The organism is Mesorhizobium sp. B2-1-3 (assembly GCF_006442495.1).
Taxonomy (GTDB): domain Bacteria; phylum Pseudomonadota; class Alphaproteobacteria; order Rhizobiales; family Rhizobiaceae; genus Mesorhizobium.
In genome coordinates this window covers 141,243-163,112 of the sequence record NZ_VFWL01000003.1, presented here as the reverse complement: position 1 = coordinate 163,112, position 21,870 = coordinate 141,243, and the positions used below count along the sequence as shown (strand labels likewise).

Here is a 21,870-nt window from a genome sequence, read left to right as displayed (position 1 = left end):
CCCATGAACATCTTTCGACGGCCCGCCACCCACTACGGCAAGGCGCCCCAGCCCGAGACTTCATACCAGAAGGCCGCGCAAGTCTGGGACGACCGCATCGGCTCTGCTCGCGTGCAGGCCAGAAGCTGGCGCTTAATGGCCTTCGGGTCATTGATCCTGTCGGCCGGCCTGGCCGCCACGCTCGTTTCGCAATCACTGCGAGGGACGGTGATCCCTTGGGTGGTGCAGGTTGACACGCTCGGACAGGCGCAGGCACTCGCGCCCGCCACCTCGGACTATAGGCCAACCGACCCGCAAATTGCGTGGCATCTCGCCCGTTTCATCGAGCAGGTCCGCTCCATCCCGGCCGATCCGATCGTCGTGCGCCAGAACTGGATGCGCGCCTACGAATGGACCACCGACGGGGGCGCCGCGGCACTCAACGACTATGCCCGTGTCAACGACCCCTTCTCCAGGGTGGGCAAGCAGCAGGTCTCCGTCGATGTCTCGTCCGTCATTCGTGCCTCGGCGGACTCCTTTCGCGTCGCCTGGGCCGAACGTCATTACGAGGATGGCCAGCTCTCCACCAGCGAGCGATGGACAGCCATTCTGACAACCGTGATCCAGGCGCCACGCGACGCTGACCGGCTGCGGGCCAATCCGCTTGGCATATACGTCAACGCCATAAACTGGTCGCGGGAGATGAGCCAATGAACCAGCCATTCGGTATCATCGCCACTCCAGCTTTGAGAAAGTCGGCGTTTGCCGCGGTGTTGTTGTCGGGCTGGCTACTTGCCGGTTGCGCCACACCGCAGAAACCACCTCAGATCTCCTATGACGCCTCCGTGCCGCCTTTGCCTGCCGCTCCGGTGGCCGCACTCGATGAGAGACCCAAACCGCTGCACGTTCCACCAGGGTGGGTCCCGGCCCGCGGCGGCGCGGCCGGCAGCACGCCGGTGGCGCGCGTCGAGAACGCGAACGCGGCGGCGCGGGTCCAGCCGCGTCGTGAGGGTTATTACAACGCCATTCAGATTTATCCTTGGAGTGAAGGAGCCCTTTATCAGGTCTATGCCGCTCCAGGACAGATAACGGACATCGCGCTTGAGCCCGGCGAAAGCCTGACCGGCGAAGGTCCGATCGCGGCGGGCGATACCGCGCGCTGGATCATCGGTGACACCGAAAGCGGAGCGGGCGTCTCCAGGCGCGTCCATGTGCTGGTCAAGCCTTCGCGTCCGGACATCAACACCAATCTCGTCATCACCACCGACCGGCGCAGCTACATGATCGAGCTGCAATCGGGCGAGGAGCCTTACATGCCCGCCGTGTCATGGGCCTATCCCGCGGCGCCGGCCGGACAAGCGCGCGCGATCCCCGCGACACCGGTGATTCCCGCCATCACCGCACGCAATTATCGTTATGGTTTCACCGGCGACGCGGCCCCGTGGCGGCCCGTCAGCGTCTATGACGACGGCAGGCGGGCCTACGTCGAGTTTCCACGCGGGATCGTGCAAGGCGAGATGCCGCCCATCTTCGTCATAGGCCCGGACGGCGAGGCCGAGATTGCCAACAGCCGCGTCTACCAGAACACCCTGATCGTCGACCGTCTCTTTGGCGCCGCGGAATTGCGGCTTGGCAGTGGCAAGCGGCAACAGACCGTCAGGATCGTCCGCACCGATGCCACGAGGAGAGGTCTGTGGATGTCAGGCACCAATGCGGCGCCGAGTGCAAAGAACGCATTTCGTCAAAGGGGAGGGGAACAATCATGAGCGAGAACGAAATCCCGGCTGCCCCCATGCAGCTTCGCGCCGATCCGCCGCGCGTCACGCGCTTGTCGCGCAAGGTGCTTGCCGGCATCGGCTTATGTGCATCGCTTGGCGTCGGCGGCGCGCTGATCTACGCGCTTCGGACGAGTGAAACCGGCAGGCATGGCGACGAGCTCTACTCGACGTCCAACAGGCAGCCCGCCGAGGGACTGGCCAGCCTGCCGCGCGACTATACTGGCCCTGTTCTTGGACCGCCGCTGCCTGGCGATCTTGGCCGGCCGATGCTTGATGCCCAGAACAAGGGACAGCCCGTCGTGCCGCCTACGATCGCAACGCCGATGGTTGATGAAGCCGAACAGCGCCGGCGGGCCGAAGAGGAGGCGGCCCGAACGTCGCGTGTTTTCTTCCAGACGGGGCAGTCAATCGCGGCATTGGCCGAAACCCCGCCCGCAGGAACTTCCCCGCCGAACCTTGGCGGCCCCGACCTTGCCGGTCAGATCGGCCAGTCGACCACGCAAGACCGCCAGCTCGGCTTTCTGAATGCGGCCGCTGATCGGCGCACCGTGGCGCCGGATCGCGTCACGCCGCCGGCGTCGCCCTATGTGCTCCAAGCAGGGGCCGTCATCCCGGCGGCCCTCATCACCGGTATCCGTTCCGATCTGCCCGGTCAGATCACCGCCCAGGTGATCGAAAATGTCTATGACAGTCCGACGGGTCGCTCGCTGCTGATCCCGCAAGGCACGCGTGTCATTGGCCAGTACGACAATGGCGTCGGCTTCGGCCAGCGGCGCGTGCTGCTTGTCTGGAACAGGCTGGTCTTTCCCAACGGACGCTCCATTGTTCTTGAACGCCAGCCTGGCACTGACGCCCAAGGCTATGCCGGCCTTGAGGACGGCGTCGACTACCATTGGGCCGAGCTGTTCAAGGCGGCCGCACTCACCACCATTCTCAGCGTTGGCGCGGAGGCCGGCTCGTCCGGCCAGGAAGGTGACATCGTGCGCGCCTTGCGCAGCGGCGCCTCCGACAGCCTCAGCCAGATGGGCCAGCAGATCGTCCAGCGCCAACTCAACATCGCACCCACACTGACGATACGGCCTGGCGTCAATGTGCGTGTCGTCGTTACGCGCGATCTCGTGCTCGAACCCTACGGAGGCTGAAAATGGCCAATCTGAAACTCGGTCCGATTGCAGACGACAAGCCGGTTAAGGTCACAGTGGAACTGCCGGCGCCGCTGCACCGCGATCTGTCCAGATATGCTGAGATCCTTGGCCGCGACGGGGGTCAGCCTTCCACTGATCCTCTTCGCCTGATTGTGCCCATGCTTGAGCGATTTATCGCGACCGATCGGGGCTTTGCTAGAGCCAAGCGGGAGCGGAAAGGTTGAGGGCCACCTCTGCCGCCAAGGTTAAAACTTTGTAATGCTGTAGCACGACTGCAAAACTGCGTGGGAGGTGTCAACTCGTGGGGAGCTGACGGGCAGCGGCTTCCGCAGTGTCCTCGGGTCTGGTGTTGAGGCGGCGTTAGGCGCCGCCTTGTGGATGATGTTCACAACGGTTTCGAACAAGGGTAGCCCCTTGGGCGGCAGCCTAGGCCGCCACCGATCACCACGCAATCGTACGTCGCATTGCTCAGCGCTCCTTTGAGTGCGGCATCGGGCGTAATCATGCAGGTGTCACCCTGCCAGCCCCGTTCCTCGATTTTCGCCACGCCCAAAGCGATCCCAGCGTTGATTTTTTCGGCATTGAAGCCGGGCGGCAAGGACGGGTCCGAGAAGTCGACGGTTTCAGGTTTCTGGCCGGCAAACAGTATTCGCGTCATTGAAACACTCCATGAAGTTTCGGGTTTCCGAAAGTGGCCGTATGTCTTCGGCGACAAGGGTGCGAAGGCCGGATCTTGTTCGGGTCGAGGCAACGAGTATCCACGCAGAGACGCAGCCCTTGTGCTAGGAGTAGCCGCCCTCCCGTTTTGTGCAGAACCATAGGTGGCGGCCGGCCCGAAGGTTCGGAACGGGCACACGCCTTTTTGTCGTATTTTATGGCAATGTCAGCCACTCAGTGATTAATCCAGATTGGTCATCTCCGATTGACATCGTGTTCTCGCCAAGAATCACAGCCGAACCAGATTGATTGCCGCCCGATGCTGCAGTGCGGTCGGCGGATTGGCGGGGCTTGTTCGAGCGCGCTCAGAGACCGATTGAAAACGCCTTGAACGGTGCGATCGCACGTAATTCAAGCTTGGGATGTGGACCCGAGCGACGCGTGGCCGGATGGCCGACGTCGAGAAGAAGACCAAGCGTTATCCGTCCGATCTGACGGATGAGGAATGGTCGCGGATACAACCGTTCCTGCCGGGCGCGTCCATGACCGGGCGGCGCGTGGCGAGGGACCTGCGCGAGTCTTGAACGCGATCCGCTACATGGCCCGACCGGGTGGCGGCTGGCGCATGCTGCCGAAGGATTTCCCGCCCTGGCAGACCGTCTACTGGTGGTGCCGCAGCTTCGTGCGCCGTTTCAGTTCAAGACAATCCACGATGTGGCGCTGATGCTGGACCGTGAACGGGAGGGTCGCGAGGCGAGCCCGTCGGGAGGCGTCCTCGACGTCAGTCGGTCAAAGGTCCGGAAGCCCCGAAATGACATGGATCGCGGTGACCGCCGGTGCCATCGTTGCGTCGTCTTCCGCTTGGGCATTGACGTCTGACAAGAGACAACATTCGCTCCAAAATAGCGACAGGTTTTCGCCCATGCAATTGAGCCAGCGCAGCGACGGCGGGCGACACGATGTCGGCGTGGGCGCCGACGCGGATCTCGTCCAGTGGTCACGCATTTGCGGTGGATCAAAGCCGGGCTCGCCCACCGCGACTACCAATACCACGCAAGTTGGCCATCCGGGCCGGCATCAATGGAGGCGAAAACCGATGAAGCTAATGGCAGTTCTTTGTCTGGCGACGTATCCGGACGCAAATGCTGGGGCAGTGGCCGTAAACGCTGTTGCCGTCGCCAAGCAGATCGGAGCGGCGCTTCATGCCGTCGCCATCAATGTCGATATTCCCGACGTTTCAAATGCGCTCTCAACCTACCTCCTCGACCTCCCCTACAAGATAGCGGAAGCTGAGGCGACAAGCCGCAAGCACGGCAAAGCTCTGCTTGAGGCGGTTGCCAATGAGGCCTCATCAGGTGCGGTGATCCTGTCCGCCCAGGAGATCGCAGCGCCACTGGCCCTGATGGGAGATGTTGCCGCAGAGCACTCCCGCTATTTCGACACCTGCCTTGTCGGCTGGGCGCCCGCCAACCAGACGGCACGGACGCTGGCCGAGGCGACAGTCTTCGGCTCCGGTAGGCCGACCGTTCTTCTTCCCGATTCCACGAAGGTGGAACCCTTTGAACATGTCGTTATCGCCTGGGATGGCAGCCGAGTGGCCGCAAGGGCTGTTGCAGACGCGCGGGCGTTTCTCGAACGTGCCTCAATGGTTACGGTTGTGACCGTCACCGACGAGAAGCCGCTTCCGGGGCAAGGCATTGGCGAGCGCCTTGCTTCGGGCTTGAGGGCGCGTGGTCTGATGGCCGAGGCGGTCTCGATCCAGGCACAGGACCGTTCGGTCGCGACTGCACTGCAGGAGCATGCCCTCAAAATCGGCGGCAAGCTTCTGGTCATGGGCGGATATGGCCATTCTCGTGTCAGGGATTTCGTGCTCGGTGGCGCTACGGACGGGGTGCTTGCCGATCTGCGCCTGCCTGTCCTGCTCTCCCACTAGGGCGTGGCGACATGCAAGGCGCTCGCGGCACGGATCCTATCCTGCGCTTTCACGGCGCGGCCCACGGCGTCACCGGCTCATGCTACGAGATCGAAACCTCCCGCTGGCGGGTTCTCGTCGATTGCGGCCTTTTCCAGGGATCGAAGTCGGAACGGGAACTTAATTATGGCCAGTTTCCGTTCCCGCCGGAGACGATCGACGCTGTCATCCTGACGCATGCGCATATCGACCATAGTGGGCTGTTGGCGAAGCTGGTCAAGCAGGGCTTTTCCGGTCCCATCCATTCGACCCGCGCCACCATCGATCTCTGCTCAGTGATGCTGCCCGACGCGGCGCATATCCAGGAAATGGAAGTCGAACAGCTGAACAGACGCAACGCGCGGCGCGGTCGGCCGCTGGTCGAGCCGATCTACACTCTTTCAGATGCGGCCGCCTGCATGACCTTGTTCCGGGCCCTGGAATATGGCGAATGGACAACCGTCGCCGAAGGCCTTCGGGCCCGCTTCTGGAACGCTGGTCACCTGCTCGGCTCTGCCTCGGTCGAACTTGAGATCGATCTGGATCACCAGAAGAGACCCATGCGCATTCTGTTTTCAGGCGATATCGGGCCTGGACACAAGTTGCTGCAGACCGGCCCGGAAGGTCCGGCTGGGGTCGACTACCTGATCTGCGAATCGACCTATGGCGACCGCGAGCGCCCGGATGTATCGCCCGAGCAGCGGCGATCGCAGCTGGGTGACATCGTGCGTGGCGCCGCCGAGACCGGCGGACCTCTCATCATTCCGTCCTTCGCCGTGGAGCGAACGCAGGAACTGCTGGTCGATCTCCATCTGCTCATGCGGACCGGTGCCGTGCCCTCCGCGCCGGTCTTTGTCGACTCGCCGCTGGCGACACGCGCCAGCGCGATTTTTGAGCGGCATGCCGACGAGATCGAACAGGGTGACGCGCTACGGCAGGCCCTCAACTCGAAGGAGTTACGCTTTACCGAGACGGTGGAACAGAGCAAGGCGATCAATCGCCTGACCGGCTTCTTCGTGGTGATCGCTGCCAGCGGCATGTGCGACGCGGGCCGGATCCGCCATCACCTCAAGGCCAATCTCTGGCGCCGGAATGCCACGGTGATGATCGCCGGCTACCAGGCCCAGGGCTCTCTAGGCAGGATCCTGCTCGACGGCGCTCGGCGCGTGCGCATCCAGGGCGAGGAGGTCGAGGTCAAGGCGCATGTCAGCCTGTTCGACCTCTATTCCGGTCATGCCGACGCAGCCGAACTGGTTGCGTGGGTCGCGTCCAGAGGTCCGGTAAGGCAGGCGGTGTTCCTCACCCATGGCGAGGAGGAAGGGCTGCGTGGCTTCAGCGAGCGGCTGCAATCGATTATGCCTGACGGCAGGATCATCACGCCGCGGCTGGATGATGCCTTCCAATTGACGTTCAGTGGCAGTCTGCCGGTCGAACTCAACCAGCCCCGCCGTCTGAGACCAGAAAGCGTTGCCCGCCTCGACTGGCACAACGACCTTTCCAGACTTCTCCTCGACATCAACGAAGCGGTCGGCGCTGCGGCCGACGAGCGGGGACGTGCGGCGGTCATCAGGCGCATGCGCCGCGCGCTCGACGGCAATGATGCTTAAATCCTGCGAAGAGATGCACTGAAACGCCGACGCGTTTGTGTTCCTTCGCTGCAGCTCGACGAAACACAGGCGCAAGTCGAAATCGCAAGACTCAAGACTGTCGCCAACAACGGAGCCAGACATGACCGAGCACACGACAAATCCAGCCTCCAGTGGTGTCCTGTCCAACCGCGAGGCGTACGACATCCATGCCTATTGGCGTGCCGCCAACTATCTCACGATCGGCCAGATCTACCTGCTCGACAATCCACTGCTGCGCGAACCGTTGCGGCTGGAGCACGTCAAGCCACGCCTGCTCGGCCATTGGGGAACGTCGCCGGGGCTGAGTTTCATCTACGCCCACCTCAATCGCATGATCAGGCTCAGTGACGCGAATGTGATCTATGTCTGCGGACCTGGTCACGGCGGACCGGCAATGGTGGCGAACAGCTATCTTGAGGGCAGCTACAGTGAGCTCAATCCCGACATATCGATGGATGAGCAGGGGATGCGCAAACTTTTCCGCCAGTTCTCCTTTCCGGGCGGCATACCGAGCCACGCGGCGCCCGACGTGCCGGGCTCGATCCATGAGGGCGGCGAACTGGGCTACGCGCTTTCTCATGCCTATGGCGCGGCCTTCGACAATCCCGATCTCGTGGTCGCCTGCGTCGTCGGCGACGGAGAGGCCGAGACCGGGCCGATGGCCACCGCATGGCATTCCAACAAGTTTCTGAATCCTGAGCGCGATGGAGCGGTTCTGCCGATCCTGCATCTGAACGGCTACAAAATCGCCAATCCGACCATTCTGGCCCGTATCCCAGAAGACGAATTGCGCTCGCTGTTCGTCGGCTATGGCTATGAACCGCTGTTCGTCGAGGGGCACGAGCCGGCGCTGATGCATGAGCGCATGGCGAGCGTGCTCGACGATGCGTTCGACCGGATCCGTGCGATCCAGCAGACCGCGCGGAGCGGTTCCGCAACAGGGACTTCGCGACCAAGATGGCCGATGATCGTGCTGCGCAGCCCCAAAGGCTGGACCGGACCGAAGGAGGTCGATGGACTGAAGACCGAGAGCTTCTGGCGCTCGCACCAGGTTCCCTTGTCGGGCCTTGCGGAAAACCCGGCGCATCTCAAGCTGCTCGAGGACTGGCTGAGAAGCTACCGGCCCGAAGAACTGTTCGATGCAGCCGGCGCCCCTATTGAAGCGATCCGCGCTTCCGCCCCTGAGGGCACATGGCGCATGGGTGCCAACCCGCATGCCAATGGCGGCCTGCTGCGCAAGTCCCTCGTCCTGCCCCTAGTGCACGACCACGCGGTTGCGATCGAACGACCGGGCGCGGTGAAGACCGAATCGACACGGGCGATGGGCAAGTTCCTGCGCGCCGTCATGGAGCTGAACGAGGCGGCGCAGAACTTCCGCATCGTCGGTCCCGATGAGACGGCCTCGAACCGGCTTCAGGACGTGTTCGAGGTCACCGAGCGCGCCTGGATGGAAACGATCCTGCCCGAAGACGTTCATCTTGGCCGCGACGGCAGGGTCCTGGAGATTCTCTCGGAACACACATGCCAGGGTTGGCTCGAAGGCTACCTGCTCACCGGGCGGCACGGCTTGTTTTCCTGCTACGAGGCGTTCATTCACATTGTCGATTCCATGTTCAATCAGCATGCCAAATGGCTGGATGCCTGCCGCGACATTCCGTGGCGTCGGCCGGTGGCGTCGCTGAACTATCTGCTGTCGAGCCATGTCTGGCACCAGGAGCACAATGGCTTCAGCCATCAGGATCCAGGCTTCATCGATGTCGCTCTCAACAAGAAAGCCGATATTGTGCGGGTCTACCTGCCGCCGGATGCCAACACCTTGCTGTGCGTGACCGATCACGTGCTGCAGACATGGAACCGCATCAACGTGATCGTCGCCGGCAAGCCGCCATCGTGGCAGTGGCTTTCAATGGACAAGGCCATCGTTCATTGCGGGACGGGTATCGGCATCTGGGACTGGGCTTCGACCGACAATGGCGAGGATCCTGACGTCGTGATGGCTTGCGCCGGCGACGTCCCGACGCTCGAAACGCTGGCGGCCGTGCAGATCCTCAGGTATGCCATTCCCGAACTCAAGATCAGGGTGGTGAATGTCGTCGACCTGATGACCCTGCAACCCAAGGAGCATCACCCCCATGGGTTGTCGGACCGTGAATTCGACGCCCTGTTTACCTCGGAAAAGCCGGTGATCTTCGCCTATCACGGCTATCCCTGGACCATCCATCGCCTGACTTACCGGCGCACCAATCACGACAACATCCATGTGCGCGGCTACAATGAGGAAGGCACGACGACAACGCCATTCGACATGACGGTGCTCAATGGCCTGGATCGATACCATCTCGTCCAGAGCGTCCTTGAGCGGCTGCCAAAGGGCAAGGGCGCCAATATCGGGCAGGTGCAGGAGATGGAAGGCAAACTGATTGAGCATCGGGCCTATATCCGTGCTCATGGTCAGGATATGCCGGAGATCCTTGGCTGGAAATGGGAGCAGGGCATGGATGCGGCGCCAGACTTGCCCAATAAGCCGACGAGCGGGTTTCGGCGCACCACCGGGCCGAGAATGCGGACGGCTTCATGAGTGATGCGTTCCTTGTCCTGAACAGCGGGTCATCGAGCTTGAAATTCGCGGTGTTCGAGGCAAGCGCCGAGCTTTCCGAGCTGCTGCGCGGCAGTATTTCGTCGCTCGCACGGCATCCGCGCCTGCACGTCGCGGCCGCGGCCGGATCCCCCGAGATCGACATCAGCCTGGGCGAAAAATCGATCGATGTTGCCAAAGCCTTCTCAACGGTCGCTGCGCTGCTCGCCGATCGCAACCTTCTTGGCCGCATCAACAGGGTCGGGCATAGGATCGTCCATGGCGGGCGCGACTTCACCCAAGCGACGCTGCTCGACACGGACGCGCTCGAGGCACTACAGCTGCTGGAGCCGCTGGCGCCCATCCATCAAAGGATCAATCTCGAGATCGTTGCCCGGGCTGCAGAGCTCCTCCCGCGGGCGCGTCAGGTCGGATGCTTCGACACTGCGTTTCATGCGAGCCGGCCAGCACTTGTCAAGATCTACGGGCTGCCGCGCGCGATGACCGAGGCGGGCATCGTTTCCTATGGTTTTCACGGCCTGTCCTACAGCCATATCGCTGCGAAGCTGCGCGAGCGCTACGGTGCGGCCGCCGGCGGTCGGGTGATCGTCGCCCATCTCGGCAGCGGCGCCAGCCTCTGCGCGATGAAGGCTGGACGCAGTGTCGCCACGACGATGGGGTTCTCGACGCTTGACGGCCTCGTCATGAGCACCCGCTGCGGCGTGCTGGACCCGGGCGTCATCCTGTATTTGCTGCAGGAGAGGAGGCTGTCGAGCGAAGACCTGGCCAGCCTTCTCTACGAACGTTCGGGCCTGCTGGGCGTCTCCGGCATTTCTGGAGACATGCAGGTTCTGCTGGGCGCAAAAGAGCCTTCGGCCGTTCAAGCCGTCGACCTATTTGTTTATCGTGTCGGACGTGAAATCGGCTCGCTTGCCGCCGCGCTTGGCGGGCTCGACACGCTGGTGTTCACCGCTGGCATCGGCGAACACGCGCCACTGATCCGGCACAGGATCTGCGAAGCAGCTGCGTGGCTTGGCGTCGAGCTCGATGAGCATTTGAACCAGAAAGGTGCGGAGAGTGTCAGCGCGCCAAATTCGCGCGTCGACATTCTCGTCATTCCGGCCGGTGAGGAACAGGCCGTTGCCCGCGAGACGCTGGCATTCTGAGCGGTCTGTCTGCCGCTGGAACCGCGTGCCCAGCTACTTCGGCAACTTGGCCCCTCGCTTGCGTTGCACCAGCACGAGGGTTGCGTCATCCGGATCCGTCGTGACGGTGAAGCCCATCTCGCGCTCAAGCTCGATTGCCGCACGGTTTTCCCGGTGTTCGATCGACTCGATGGTTTCGAGACCGAGCTCATCCGCGTAGCGCGCAATGTGGGCGAGCAATTCCCAGCTGACGCCCAGTTGCTTGCGGTCATCGCGAATGCAGACAGCGACCTCGCCACGCCGGTCGGCCGGATCGCTGGCCAGTGTCGCCACCGCGATCAGCATTCCGTCTGGTGCGAATGCAAGAAAATTATGGATGTGCGCATCATCGGACCGCGTCATTGCCACCAGCCGTTCGTGCGAAACTTCCCGCACGGCGCCGAGAAAGCGGAAGCGCAGATCTTCAGGGGTCACATGGGTGAAAAACTCAGCCAGTGCCGGCTCGTCCTCGGGGCGCGCGCCGCGCACTTGGAAACAGAATCCCGTGTGGGTGGTGAGCGTCTTGTTCATCGTCTCAAATCCTTGGGTGTTGTCTGGCGTCGTCGCAGCGGCGAGGGTGGGTTATTCACCCATGTCCAAAAGCACGTCCTGCTTGAGGATTTCGATGCTGCGCAAACCGAGCAGGCGAATGACGCCTTTGTCCTTCAGTCGGGTGAAGACCCGCGACACCGTCTCGATGGTGAGGCCGAGATAGTCGCCAATATCCAGTCGCGACATCGGCAAGTCGACCTGGCGCAAGCCGCCCTGCCGTTCCGTCATGTCGACTAGGAACGCTGCGACCCGTTCGATGGCGTTCTGGCGGCCAAGGACCAGCAGATGTTCCTGAGCTCTGATCAAGCCCTTGAGCGCAAGCGGCAGCAACTGGCGGGACATGTCCGCGGCCGCAGCGATCCGGACAACGCGGATACCGGTCGCGTTGATGGCCTCGGCGAAGAAATGATGGGTGGCCTCGGCCTCGAAGCCGAAAGTCTCTCCGGCCATGTGGAAGGCGCTGATCTGCCGGCGGCCGTCGGCGAGCAGCCGGTAGACACGCACCGCGCCGAATTCGACCTGGTAAAGGGGTCCTGCCTTTTCGCCTTGGGCGTAGATCTCCGTGCCAGCCGGGAAGAAGCTGACCGGTTGCGCCATAGCCCCATCGAGGAGAGCGAAAGGGCTCGGCTGCGTTGGCAGTTCAATCTTGGCGATCTGTTGAGCGTACATGGCTGTGTTCCCGGTTGATCCGTAACACAGCAATCGCGCGAATCCGCAGATCGCGAAATTCGGTTATGTCCCTAAGGGAAACCACCTAATCCGTTCAGGCTGGCCCGTTGCATCGGCGAATGGCCATCCAGAACCGGGTGTCCGTTCGGCATTTGAACGATAGCCTTTGCGGTAGGTCAAGGCCCGCTCTATTCACCTGATTAAAGATGTTGGGAACGAGGGAAACACCCAAATGTCCCAATCCACCCGACCCACTATCGCTTTGTCTGGTCTCAGCGAGGTCGAGGCACAAGCCAGGCTCGCCCTCGATGGTTTCAACGAACTGCCCAGATCGAACCGGCGGACGCCGCTGCGGATTGCCTTCGAAGTCGTGCGCGAACCGATGCTGGCCCTTCTGTTGGGCGGAGGTGCCGTTTACCTGCTGCTTGGGGATCTGCATGAGGCGTTGATCCTGGCTGCTTTTGCCACCTTGTCGGTGGGGATAACCATCGTACAGGAAGCGCGGACAGAACGCGTTCTGGAGGCGTTGCGCGACCTGACAAGCCCGCGTGCCCTGGTGATACGCGACGGTGAACGTAGGCGCATTGCAGGGCGCGAGGTCGTGCGCGGCGATCTGGTGGTGCTGGGCGAGGGCGATCGGGTGCCGGCCGACGTCTTGCTGATCCAAAGCCTGGATCTCCAGACCGATGAATCGCTGCTGACCGGTGAGTCGGTTCCGGTGCGCAAGTTTGCAGCCAAGGATGGCGACCCGCCAGCCGAACGCCGCCCAGGCGGCGACGACCTGCCTTTCGCATTTTCCGGATCACTCGTGGTGCGCGGTTCGGGCATTGGCGAAGTTCTGGCAACCGGGCCGCTGAGCCAAATCGGTGCGATCGGCCAATCGCTCAGCATTATGGAGACCGAAGCACCCCGCTTGCAGCGACAGACGAAACGTCTTGTCGGCATCTTCGCACTGGTCGGTGGTGCGGTCAGCGTTCTGGCGGTCGTGCTTTATGGCGTTTTGCGGGGCGGGTGGCTCGACGCGGTCCTTGCTGGCATCGCGCTGGGCATGTCGATGCTGCCCGAGGAATTCCCGATGGTGTTGACCATCTTCATGGCCATGGGCGCCTGGCGCATCTCGCAGGCGCGCGTGCTCACCCGTCGTGCGGCGGCGATCGAAACGCTTGGCTCGGCGACAGTTCTCTGCACCGACAAGACCGGAACGTTGACCGAAAACCGCATGACAATCGCGGAGCTGAGAACGCCTGACGGCAAACGGTTCCGGTTACCGGACAACATGAATGCCGGGATGCCGGCGGCCTTTGGCGAGCTGGTCGAGCTTGGTGTGCTCGCCAGCGCCGAAATTCCTTTTGATCCGATGGAAAAGGCATTTCACACCCTTTCGCAGGAGCGATCACCCAGTCGCAAGGATCTGGACAGTGTTGATCGGAAACTTGTCCGCGCCTATGGGTTGCGTCCCGAGCTGCTGGCCATGTCGAATGCTTGGCGATCACCGGCTGACGGCAGCGACTGTCTGGTCGCCGCCAAGGGCTCGCCGGAGGCCATAGCGGCACTCTGTCGTCTGAGCGCGGAGCGCTTCGCTTCGATCAAGGCTTCCGTGGACGCCATGGCGACCGAAGGACTGCGCGTCCTCGGGGTGGCCCGAGCCAGTCATTGTGCTGGTGAACTGCCAGAAAGGCAGACAGGCTTCGATTTCGAGTTCATGGGCCTCGTCGGGCTGGCTGACCCCCTCCGCCCGGAGGTTCCGGATGCCGTGAACAACTGCCGGTCCGCTGGAATCAGAGTGGTCATGATCACGGGGGATTATCCGGCGACCGCCAGAGCAATAGCCAGTCAGGCTGGGCTCGATTTCAACGACGTCGTGACCGGTGAAACGCTCAAGACAATGGACGATGCGGCACTTTGCGCGCGCGTCAAGACCGCCACAGTGTTCGCGCGGATCACGCCCGAGCAGAAACTGGCGATCGTCAGAGCGTTGAAGGCCAATGGCGAGATCGTCGGCATGACAGGAGACGGCGTCAACGACGCCCCCTCGCTGAAAGCGGCCAACATCGGCATTGCCATGGGAGGTCGCGGCACCGACGTCGCGCGCGAGGCTTCATCCATTGTCCTTCTCGACGACGACTTCGGGTCGATCGTCAAAGCCATACGGCTGGGCCGCCGCATCTACGACAATTTGCGCAAGGCCATGGGCTTCATTCTTGCCGTGCATGTGCCGATCGCTGGGCTGGCCCTTCTTCCTCTGCTGTTTGGCCTGCCCATTCTGTTCGGACCGATGCACATAGCCTTTCTGGAAATGGTGATCGATCCGGTGTGTTCCTTGGTCTTTGAAGCCGAGACCGAGGAAGATGACGTCATGAATCGCCCTCCACGAGATCCGCAAGCATCGCTCTTTTCGCGCTCGCTCATAGCCTGGAGCGTTGTGCAGGGCCTGCTGGCGTTCGCACTTGTCGCAAGCATCTTCCTTTTTGCCTTCCACTGGGGAATGCCGGAGAACGAAATTCGCGCCTTGACGTTTTTTTCGCTGGTCCTCTCGATCGTCGGCCTGATCTTCGTCAACCGTACGTTCGGCGACTCGCTGCTGATTGCGTTGTTCCGGCCCAATCGATCGCTTGCTCTTGTCGTCGTGGTGGTTGCTGCAGCGCTGGGCGGGACACTTCTCTGGCCATTCGCCAGTGGTCTCTTCCAGTTCGGACCGCTGCACCTTGACGACCTCTCGATGACGCTGGCGGCAGGAGCCGCAGTGCTGGTCTGCCTTGAGTTCCTGAAGCATTTCTGGAGAGGGTGGTTAAAAGCCTGACCGCGCCATTGGTGCTGACCCTGCGGGTTTCACCAAGCCGCGCTAACCTTGCCTACGAGATGGTTGGGTACAAATCCGCCGGTTTAGGAGGCGTTTTGACGCCGCCGCCGTCACCTTGTCTTGGCCGTTCTGGCCTCGGGTTCGCAAGATGCCGTAGAGCGTTTGCAGGATCCGTTCGACCTCCGTGTGGCTCACCCAGGTTTCCGGATGCTCGGCGGCTACGCCCTCGCCCCCGGCGTTCTCCTGGTTGCGCTGGCAATCACCGCGTTACGCGCGCGCCATGCGATCGCGGTGGCCGGCGTTCTGATCGGAGGAGCGTCGTCCATCGGCTTGATGTCGGCGGTCAACTTCACAATCGGCTCCGACTTTAGGTGGCCACTCTTCGCCCGCGACTGGTCTGGGCCGTCAGCCTCATCGTCTATGGGCTCGAAAGCTCCCGCAACGACAATCGCTGACAAATAAGGAACCCACCCCATGAACACCAACAACGTGCACCGCATGTTCGATCCCCCGACCGGGTCCGAACCAGAACCGAAGGCCGAGGCAGGCGGATTTTGGACTTCGAAGGCCGGTCTGGTCACGATCGCTTTCCTGCTGATCGCCGCTTAGCGGAGCGTGATCTCCGATATGCTCGATAGCCTTATGTCGGAACGGCAAGGCTGCGGTCGACACGAATGGCAGCAACTGGCGAAATGGCGGGTGGACAACAGTGGACGACATTTGTTGGGAGAGGGGTTTCGACGGACCTTCACCTACGGCCTTGGCCGGGTCGAGGATCTGGCCGGCATCATCATCGTCCTGATTATCCTCTTCAGTGCCATCGTCGCCGGCTATGAGGCGATCGACAGGTTGATCCATCCCCAAGCCATCAGCTTCCTCGGCTGGGTTGCCGCCGCCGGCCTGGTCGGTTTCCTGGGCAATGAGGCTGTCGCGGTATTCCGCATCCGCGTCGGCCGCGAGATAAACAGCGCGGCCCTGATCGCCGACGGCTATCACGCCCGCACCGATGGCTTCACCAGCCTTGCGGTGGTGCTTGGCGCGGCCGGCGTCTGGCTAGGCTTCCCGCTCGCGGACCCGATCATCGGCCTTTTGATCACTGTGGCTATCCTCGCCATCGTCTGGCAGTCCTCAAAGGCGGTGCTGACACGCATGCTGGATGGCGTCGAGCCGGGCATCGTCGAGGAAATCCATCATGCGGCTGAACATGTGGGGGGCATCCAACGGGTCGCCCAGGTGCGGGCGCGCTGGATAGGCCACAGGCTGCACGCCGATATCGCCATCAAGGTGGCCGAGACAGCGAGCGCAAAGGATGTGGTCGGCATCGCGGAGGCTTTGAGAGGGGAGCTGTTCGACCACCTGCCGGCGCTCTCGGAGGCGAACATCCGTCTGGAAGGCGAAGTCGGATCCGTGGCGGGCGGTTCGGCCCACGCCGATCATGCGCCGGAGCCTTTCAAGGTCGTCAGCGACCTGGCAACGGGAACGCTCGAAATCGTCGATACGCCCGCTGGCGAGCGCTTCCGTCTCACCATCGACAGCCATGCCGACGATCTAGGGGCGACCGTGATCATCGACCGGTCCGAAGATCCCGAGACGCTTTCGCTCGGGCCTGTCGCCGGCAATCACCACCGTCGTGAAAGCAGCGTCGCCCCCGCCGAGCCGCACGAGTTCGAGGCGAGGCTGATCCTGACCTCAAAGGGCAAGCAACAGGTCCTGCCGTTCAAGATGGTTGAGCCGGAAGGCCACAAACACTGATCCTACTACTGGCGTGGCACCTTACGCCGCCCAAGCATCCCGAGAAGATAATCATGCTGGAAGTTCTCGCCGATCGCACCTATCGGCATCTGTTCATGGCGCAGGTCATCGCGCTCATCGGCACCGGCCTCGCCACTGTCGCGCTCGGGCTTCTCGCCTATGATCTTGCCGGCGCAGATGCGGGCGCGGTGCTCGGCACTGCGCTCGCCATCGACTGCTCCCACAAACTGCGCGGCCAGCTCGGCGCCTTCCGGAGCCATTGTCACCGGCAGCGGAGCTTCGGCCGCGCAAAAAGCCTATCAACCGGGCGAGGTCGATACCTACCCTGGCAATGGGCTCGATCGGACCGTCAATGTCCACGTTCAAGCGAATGGATTTGTAGCTCATCCGCCGGCGCCCCGTTCGCGTTTCCAGGAGCAACCTAACGTGCGACGCGGCTTGCCTTGACGGCGATCAAGCGATGCGCATGACGATGAATTTTAGAGGTACTGGGATCTCAGCGAGCAACCCGGCTGGAAAAATGCTCGAAGGCCTTGAAGGCCGGACGGCTCAGGGGGCGAACAGGGTGCCTCGCTCGCCTTTGACGATTTCAACGGCGTCCTTGAGTTGGCCTATCGCTGAAGGATTGCCAGTCGCTTGCGCGAATTCGACCGCAGCTTCGATCTTTGGCCCCATCGATCCCACTGCAAAATTCCGCCCTGATATTTCCGTTGACCGCACTTGACGAAGCGCGCGAGCGCCCGGCGTGCCGTAGCCTTCATAAACGGCGTCGACATCGGTCAGCATGAGCAGCATGTCGGCTCTCAGCTGTCGGGCGAGAAGTGCGCTTGCCAGGTCCTTATCGATGACTGCCTCCACACCGCAAAGACTGCCGTCCTCCCTTGCTATCACAGGAACACCGCCGCCACCGGTGCAGATGACGATCACGCCGCGCTCGACCAGGAACGCGATTACCGATGCTTCCAGGATTGCCAGGGGCCTGGGCGAAGGCACGACGCGGCGCCACTTGTCGCCATCTGGCGCGATCTGCCAATCGCGCTCGCTGGCAAGCCTGCGTGCGGTTGTCTCATCGTAGACAGGGCCGATAGGCTTCGTTGGATGAGCGAAGGCCGGATCCTGCGGATCGACCCTCACCTGCGTCAGCAGCGTCGCAAAAAGCCTCTCCTTAAGGAGGTTGCAGAGCTCCTGCTCAATGACGTAGCCGATCATCCCCGCGCTCTCGGCGCCAAGCACGTCGAGTGGAAATGTGCGACCGTCCGCAGTTGTCGCTGCCTGCAGGGCCAACAGTCCCACCTGCGGACCGTTGCCGTGCGTGACGACAATCGAGTGCCCTGTGTTGACCAGCTTCGCCAACACAGCGGCAGCGCGCACGATGTTGGCGCGCTGGTTTTCGGCCGTCATCGGTTCGCCGCGTCGCAGTAGCGCGTTTCCGCCAAGTGCAACGACGATCAGCATCTCAGTTACCGATCGTGGCGACGAGGAGCGCCTTGATTGTATGCATGCGATTTTCGGCCTGATCAAAAACGATGGAGGCAGCAGACTCGAACACCTGGTGGGTGACCTCCATGCAATCGATGCCATATTCCTTCGCAACGAAGGCACCGATCTCGGTATCCGTGTCATGGAACGCCGGCAGGCAATGCATGAATTTGACGTGGGGGTTGCCGGCGGCAGCCATTACCTCGCCGGTCACGCGGTAGGGTGTCAAAAGACGAATACGCTCGGCCCAGCCGGATTTGTCCTCGCCCATTGACATCCACACGTCGGTGTAAATGAAATCGGCATCCTGGACGCAACCCGTCACATTCTCGTCGAGCCGGAAGCGGCCGCCGCTTTGTGCTGCGAGCTCTCCGACATGGCCGCAAAATACCTCATCCGGCCAGAGCTCCCTTGGCGAGGCGATGCGCATGTCGATACCGACCTTGGCTGCGCCTAGTGCCAGCGACAGCGCGACGTTGTCGCGCCCTTCGCCGACGAAGGTGACGGTCATGTCCGAAAGATGCTTGTGCGTGTATTCGCGCATGGTCATGAGGTCGGCGAGGATCTGTGTTGGATGCGCCTCGTTGGTGAGGCCGTTGTAGACGGGCACGCCGGCATGCGCGGCAAGCAATTCCGCCTGGTGCTGGCCAAAGCCGCGATATTCGATCGCATCGTACATGCGACCGAGCACGCGCGCCGTGTCCTTCATCGATTCCTTGTGGCCAATATGGCTGCCGCTGGGACCAAAGTAAGTCACGTGTGCGCCCTGGTCGTAGGCCGCGACTTCGAACCCTGTGCGCGTGCGAGTCGAGTCCTTCTCGAAGATCAGTGCGATGTTTTTCCTGACCAGACGCGGGATCTCATGCCCGGCGAGTTTGGCCGCCTTGAGGTCCGCGGCAAGCTTAAGAAGAAAGCGGATTTCATCGGCGGTGAGATCGTCCAGCGTCAGGACGGAGCGGCCGTGAAGATTGGTCGACATCCAGAATTCCTTTCACGTCAGATTGCGTCGCGGACCACCGGACAGGTCATGCAATGGCCACCGCCGCGGCCGCGGCTGAGTTCAGCCCCCTCGACGGTGATCACTTCGATGCCCGCGCGGCGCAGAAGCGTGTTGGTGTAGACGTTGCGGTCATAACCGACCACCACGCCGGGTTCGACCGCAACGACATTGTTGCCATCATCCCATTGTTCGCGTTCGGCCTCGTAGCGGTCGCCACCGGTGGCGATGATTCGGAGCGTTTTCAGCCCAAGCGCTTCGGCAATGACAGCCGTGAATGGTTTTGCCTCATCCGTGACCTCGACCGCCGCCTCGCCATCGCCCGGCCGCAGCGAGAAGGAGCGCAAGCGGTCGACCACCGGTGGATACAAGGTCACAAGATCGCGATCGCAGAAGGTGAAGACGGTGTCGAGATGCATGAAACTGCGGTCGCGTGGCATCAAGGCGGCAATCACGCGTGTTGCCTCACCGGCTGCGAACAGCTTGCGGGCCAGGTCGCCAACGGCTTGCGGCGTGGTGCGCTCCCCCATGCCGACGAGAACAGTCCCGCCACCGATCGGCATAACGTCGCCGCCTTCGAGGCTCGTGCCTGTGCCTAGGTCCGGCGACACGAAAGGTATGCCGCTGTCGCGAAAGCGAGGATGGAAGCGGTAGACGGCCTCGACGTTGGCGGCTTCAGGGCGCCGCGCAGCCCAGTACATGGAATTGACCGAGACTGAGCCGTAGATCCAGCAGGAACTGTCGCGGGTGAACAGCTGGTTCGGAAGCGGCGGCAGCACGAAATCTTGGGGGGCGAGCGTCCTCCCGGTCAGACCTTTGGGTTCGAAAGGAAGCTCCGCCCTGGCAACCCCGCCGACGAGGAAGGACGAAAGCTGCGCCGACGGCATATCATCGAGCCATCCGCGCAGCTCATTGACCATGTCGAGACCGACGACCCCGGGGTGGACCCTGCGGTCGAGAAGCCACTCGCGGGCCTTGGCCAGGCTCATCGTCTCAGCCAGGAGCTCTCCGAAGGAATGGACCACGACGCCGCGTTCACGCAATGCATCGACGAAGACATCGTGCTCCTGGCGGGCGCGCTTGACCCATAGCACGTCATCGAAAAGCAGCGCCTTGCAGTTCTCCGGCGTCAGCCTGCGCAGGCTGAGGTCCGGACGATGGACCATAACCTCGCGCAGACGGCCGACTTCGGAGTGAACACCCAGGCTTGTCATCGAACCGATCCCTTCAAAGCGGGCTGACGGCGCCGGTCCACATCTCGTAAACGGCGAGGATGGCGACGGCGACGAGAGCTGCGGCGAGCGCTGCTTCGGCAGGGTGGAACACACGCTGGTTGGTTTCGCGGCGCGCCCAGATGTAGAAGATGATGCCGGGCGCATAGAGGATCGCGCACATGAACAGGTAGGCGGGTCCCGCCGCATAGACGAGCCACAGTCCGTAGACCGTGGCCAGCAATCCGGCAAAAAGAGCCCCGACGCGCTGCTCGCCATTCCCGTAACTCTCGTCGGTCAGCGCGAGCTTGGCTGCGTAAGCTCCGGAAAAAATGTAGGGAACCAGGATCGCGGCCGACGCGATGTAGAACAGCGCTTGATAGGTGCTTTGGGCGAAGAGCGTGATCACCAGGAATGCCTGGACGAGCAGGTTGGTGATCAGCAGCGAGGTCGATGGCACACCGCGTTCGCTCTCCCAGCCGAAGAACTTCGGCATTGTGCCGTCCTTGGCGGCGACATGCGGAATTTCAGCCGCAAGCAGCGTCCAGCTCAGGAAGGCGCCGACCACCGACACCACGAGCGCGATGTTGATGAGGCTAGCGCCCCACGGGCCGACAACGGCTTCTAGCACACCGGCCATGGAGGGGTTCTTCAGGCCGGCGAGTTCGGGTTGACTGAGGACGCCGAGTGACAGCAGCGACACCAGGGCGTAGAGCGCGAGGCATGTGAAGAAGCCAAGAACCGTCGCGGTGGCGATGTCCTTGCGGCGCTCCGCACGGCCAGAAAAGACGCTGGCGCCCTCGATGCCGATAAACACCCACAACGTCACCAGCATCGTGCTCTTCACCTGTGCGGTGATCGAGCCGAGACTGGCGTTGCCGAGACCGGTAAAGTCGAGGGACCAGACCTGAAGCTTGAAGGCAACGGCAACAACGCCAACGAACAGGACGATCGGAGCGATCTTTGCCGCGGTGACTATGAGGTTGACGACCGCGGCCTGCCGGATGCCGGCGAGAACCAGGATGTGGATCAGCCACAGCAGGACCGATGCGCCGAGCACCGCCTGCCAGGTGTTTCCGTCACCGAAGGCCGGAAAGAAATAGGACAGGGCGCTGAACACGATCACAGCATAGGAGACGTTGCCGACCCAGGCACTGATCCAGTAGCCCCAGGCGCTGTTAAAGCCGATGAAGGGACCAAAGCCGGCCTTGGCGTAAGCATAGGGACCGGCGTCGAGCTCGGGCTTGCGGGTCGCAAGCGATTGATAGACGAAGACCAGCGCCAGCATGCCGAACGCGGTGATACCCCAGCCAATCAGAATTGCGAGGGGACCAGCGCCTGCCGCCATGTTCTGCGGCAGGCTGAAGACGCCGGACCCGACCATCGAGCCGATGACCAAGGCGGTCAACGACCCCAATCGAAGTTTCGCAGGCGCCAAGGTACCGACTTGCGGAACCGGGATGTTGAAATCAGCCGTAGTCATGATGCTCTCCCCACTTTTGAAAGCTCTGAT

18 protein-coding genes and 2 pseudogenes are annotated in these 21,870 nt (G+C 62.3%); 13 read left to right on the top strand and 7 right to left on the bottom strand.

The features are described from left to right. The first annotated feature begins 3 nt into the window (after window positions 1–3). From trbF to FJ973_RS07865, 4 genes are read left to right on the top strand one after another with little or no spacing between them, the layout of a single operon-like run. Complete coding sequence (trbF, locus tag FJ973_RS07880; protein WP_140522964.1) at window positions 4–693, top strand: conjugal transfer protein TrbF; 690 nt, start codon at window positions 4–6, stop codon at window positions 691–693. Beyond that, entirely contained in the window at window positions 690–1,745 is a 1,056-nt protein-coding gene (gene trbG / locus FJ973_RS07875; RefSeq protein WP_140522962.1) for a P-type conjugative transfer protein TrbG, read from the top strand. The genes trbF and trbG overlap by 4 nt, the downstream gene beginning before the upstream one ends. Then, window positions 1,742–2,899 (top strand): TrbI/VirB10 family protein, encoded by a 1,158-nt coding sequence (locus FJ973_RS07870; RefSeq protein WP_140522960.1) that lies wholly within the window; start codon window positions 1,742–1,744, stop codon window positions 2,897–2,899. The genes trbG and FJ973_RS07870 overlap by 4 nt, the downstream gene beginning before the upstream one ends. A gap of 2 nt (window positions 2,900–2,901) precedes the next feature. Then, entirely contained in the window at window positions 2,902–3,126 is a 225-nt protein-coding gene (locus FJ973_RS07865; protein WP_140522958.1) for a DUF2274 domain-containing protein, read from the top strand. A gap of 161 nt (window positions 3,127–3,287) precedes the next feature. Here the strand turns inward: FJ973_RS07865 and FJ973_RS07860 are convergent, their stop codons facing one another. After that, window positions 3,288–3,560, bottom strand: coding sequence for a hypothetical protein (locus FJ973_RS07860; RefSeq protein WP_224656363.1), 273 nt, complete (start codon window positions 3,558–3,560; stop codon window positions 3,288–3,290). Between the two features lie 421 nt (window positions 3,561–3,981). Between FJ973_RS07860 and FJ973_RS07855 the strand changes: the two are divergent. The 5 genes and pseudogenes from FJ973_RS07855 to FJ973_RS07835 all read left to right on the top strand — a co-directional run. Next, window positions 3,982–4,339 (top strand): annotated as a pseudogene (locus tag FJ973_RS07855) (transposase); the annotation flags it as partial. Window positions 4,340–4,370: 31 nt separating this feature from the next. Continuing rightward, window positions 4,371–5,492, top strand: a complete 1,122-nt coding sequence (locus FJ973_RS07850) for a universal stress protein (RefSeq protein WP_224656362.1) — start codon at window positions 4,371–4,373, stop codon at window positions 5,490–5,492. An 11-nt stretch (window positions 5,493–5,503) separates the two neighbouring features. Beyond that, window positions 5,504–7,117, top strand: a complete 1,614-nt coding sequence (locus FJ973_RS07845; protein ID WP_140555415.1) for an MBL fold metallo-hydrolase — start codon at window positions 5,504–5,506, stop codon at window positions 7,115–7,117. A gap of 121 nt (window positions 7,118–7,238) precedes the next feature. Next, window positions 7,239–9,716: a phosphoketolase family protein gene (locus FJ973_RS07840; protein WP_140522954.1), complete on the top strand. Its 2,478-nt coding sequence runs from the start codon at window positions 7,239–7,241 to the stop codon at window positions 9,714–9,716. Then, on the top strand, window positions 9,713–10,879 hold the full coding sequence (locus FJ973_RS07835) for an acetate/propionate family kinase (protein ID WP_140522952.1): 1,167 nt from the start codon (window positions 9,713–9,715) through the stop codon (window positions 10,877–10,879). The genes FJ973_RS07840 and FJ973_RS07835 overlap by 4 nt, the downstream gene beginning before the upstream one ends. A 33-nt stretch (window positions 10,880–10,912) precedes the next feature. On the opposite strand, the gene FJ973_RS07830 is transcribed toward FJ973_RS07835, so the two are convergent. Both FJ973_RS07830 and FJ973_RS07825 read right to left on the bottom strand, forming a co-directional pair. Further along, window positions 10,913–11,428 carry a GNAT family N-acetyltransferase gene (locus FJ973_RS07830; protein WP_140522950.1) on the bottom strand — a complete coding sequence of 172 codons (516 nt, stop codon included), beginning with the start codon at window positions 11,426–11,428 and terminating at the stop codon, window positions 10,913–10,915. Window positions 11,429–11,479: 51 nt separating this feature from the next. Further along, window positions 11,480–12,118, bottom strand: coding sequence for a helix-turn-helix domain-containing protein (locus FJ973_RS07825; protein ID WP_140522947.1), 639 nt, complete (start codon window positions 12,116–12,118; stop codon window positions 11,480–11,482). Window positions 12,119–12,350: 232 nt separating this feature from the next. Between FJ973_RS07825 and FJ973_RS07820 the strand changes: the two genes are divergently transcribed. The 4 genes and pseudogenes from FJ973_RS07820 to FJ973_RS07810 form a co-directional block, all read left to right on the top strand. Beyond that, window positions 12,351–14,918 (top strand): cation-translocating P-type ATPase, encoded by a 2,568-nt coding sequence (locus FJ973_RS07820; RefSeq protein ID WP_140522945.1) that lies wholly within the window; start codon window positions 12,351–12,353, stop codon window positions 14,916–14,918. Between the two features lie 474 nt (window positions 14,919–15,392). Continuing rightward, entirely contained in the window at window positions 15,393–15,527 is a 135-nt protein-coding gene (locus FJ973_RS31570; RefSeq protein WP_263483449.1) for a hypothetical protein, read from the top strand. Between the two features lie 18 nt (window positions 15,528–15,545). Next, entirely contained in the window at window positions 15,546–16,670 is a 1,125-nt protein-coding gene (locus tag FJ973_RS07815) for a cation diffusion facilitator family transporter (RefSeq protein ID WP_224680307.1), read from the top strand. A 53-nt stretch (window positions 16,671–16,723) separates the two neighbouring features. Next, window positions 16,724–16,882 (top strand): annotated as a pseudogene (locus FJ973_RS07810) (MFS transporter); the annotation flags it as partial. Window positions 16,883–17,219: 337 nt separating this feature from the next. Here the strand turns inward: FJ973_RS07810 and arcC are convergent. Genes arcC through arcD form a run of 4 tightly spaced genes read right to left on the bottom strand, consistent with a single transcriptional unit; the run spans window position 17,220 to window position 21,840 of the window. Next, a complete protein-coding gene (gene arcC, locus FJ973_RS07805) occupies window positions 17,220–18,125 on the bottom strand; it encodes a carbamate kinase (RefSeq protein ID WP_140522943.1) in 906 nt (301 codons plus the stop codon). Window position 18,126: 1 nt separating this feature from the next. Further along, window positions 18,127–19,128, bottom strand: coding sequence for an ornithine carbamoyltransferase (gene argF, locus FJ973_RS07800; protein WP_140522941.1), 1,002 nt, complete (start codon window positions 19,126–19,128; stop codon window positions 18,127–18,129). A 17-nt stretch (window positions 19,129–19,145) separates the two neighbouring features. Next, complete coding sequence (locus FJ973_RS07795; protein ID WP_140522939.1) at window positions 19,146–20,360, bottom strand: arginine deiminase; 1,215 nt, start codon at window positions 20,358–20,360, stop codon at window positions 19,146–19,148. Window positions 20,361–20,373: 13 nt separating this feature from the next. Beyond that, on the bottom strand, window positions 20,374–21,840 hold the full coding sequence (gene arcD / locus FJ973_RS07790; protein WP_140522937.1) for an arginine-ornithine antiporter: 1,467 nt from the start codon (window positions 21,838–21,840) through the stop codon (window positions 20,374–20,376). Window positions 21,841–21,870: the final 30 nt, after the last annotated feature.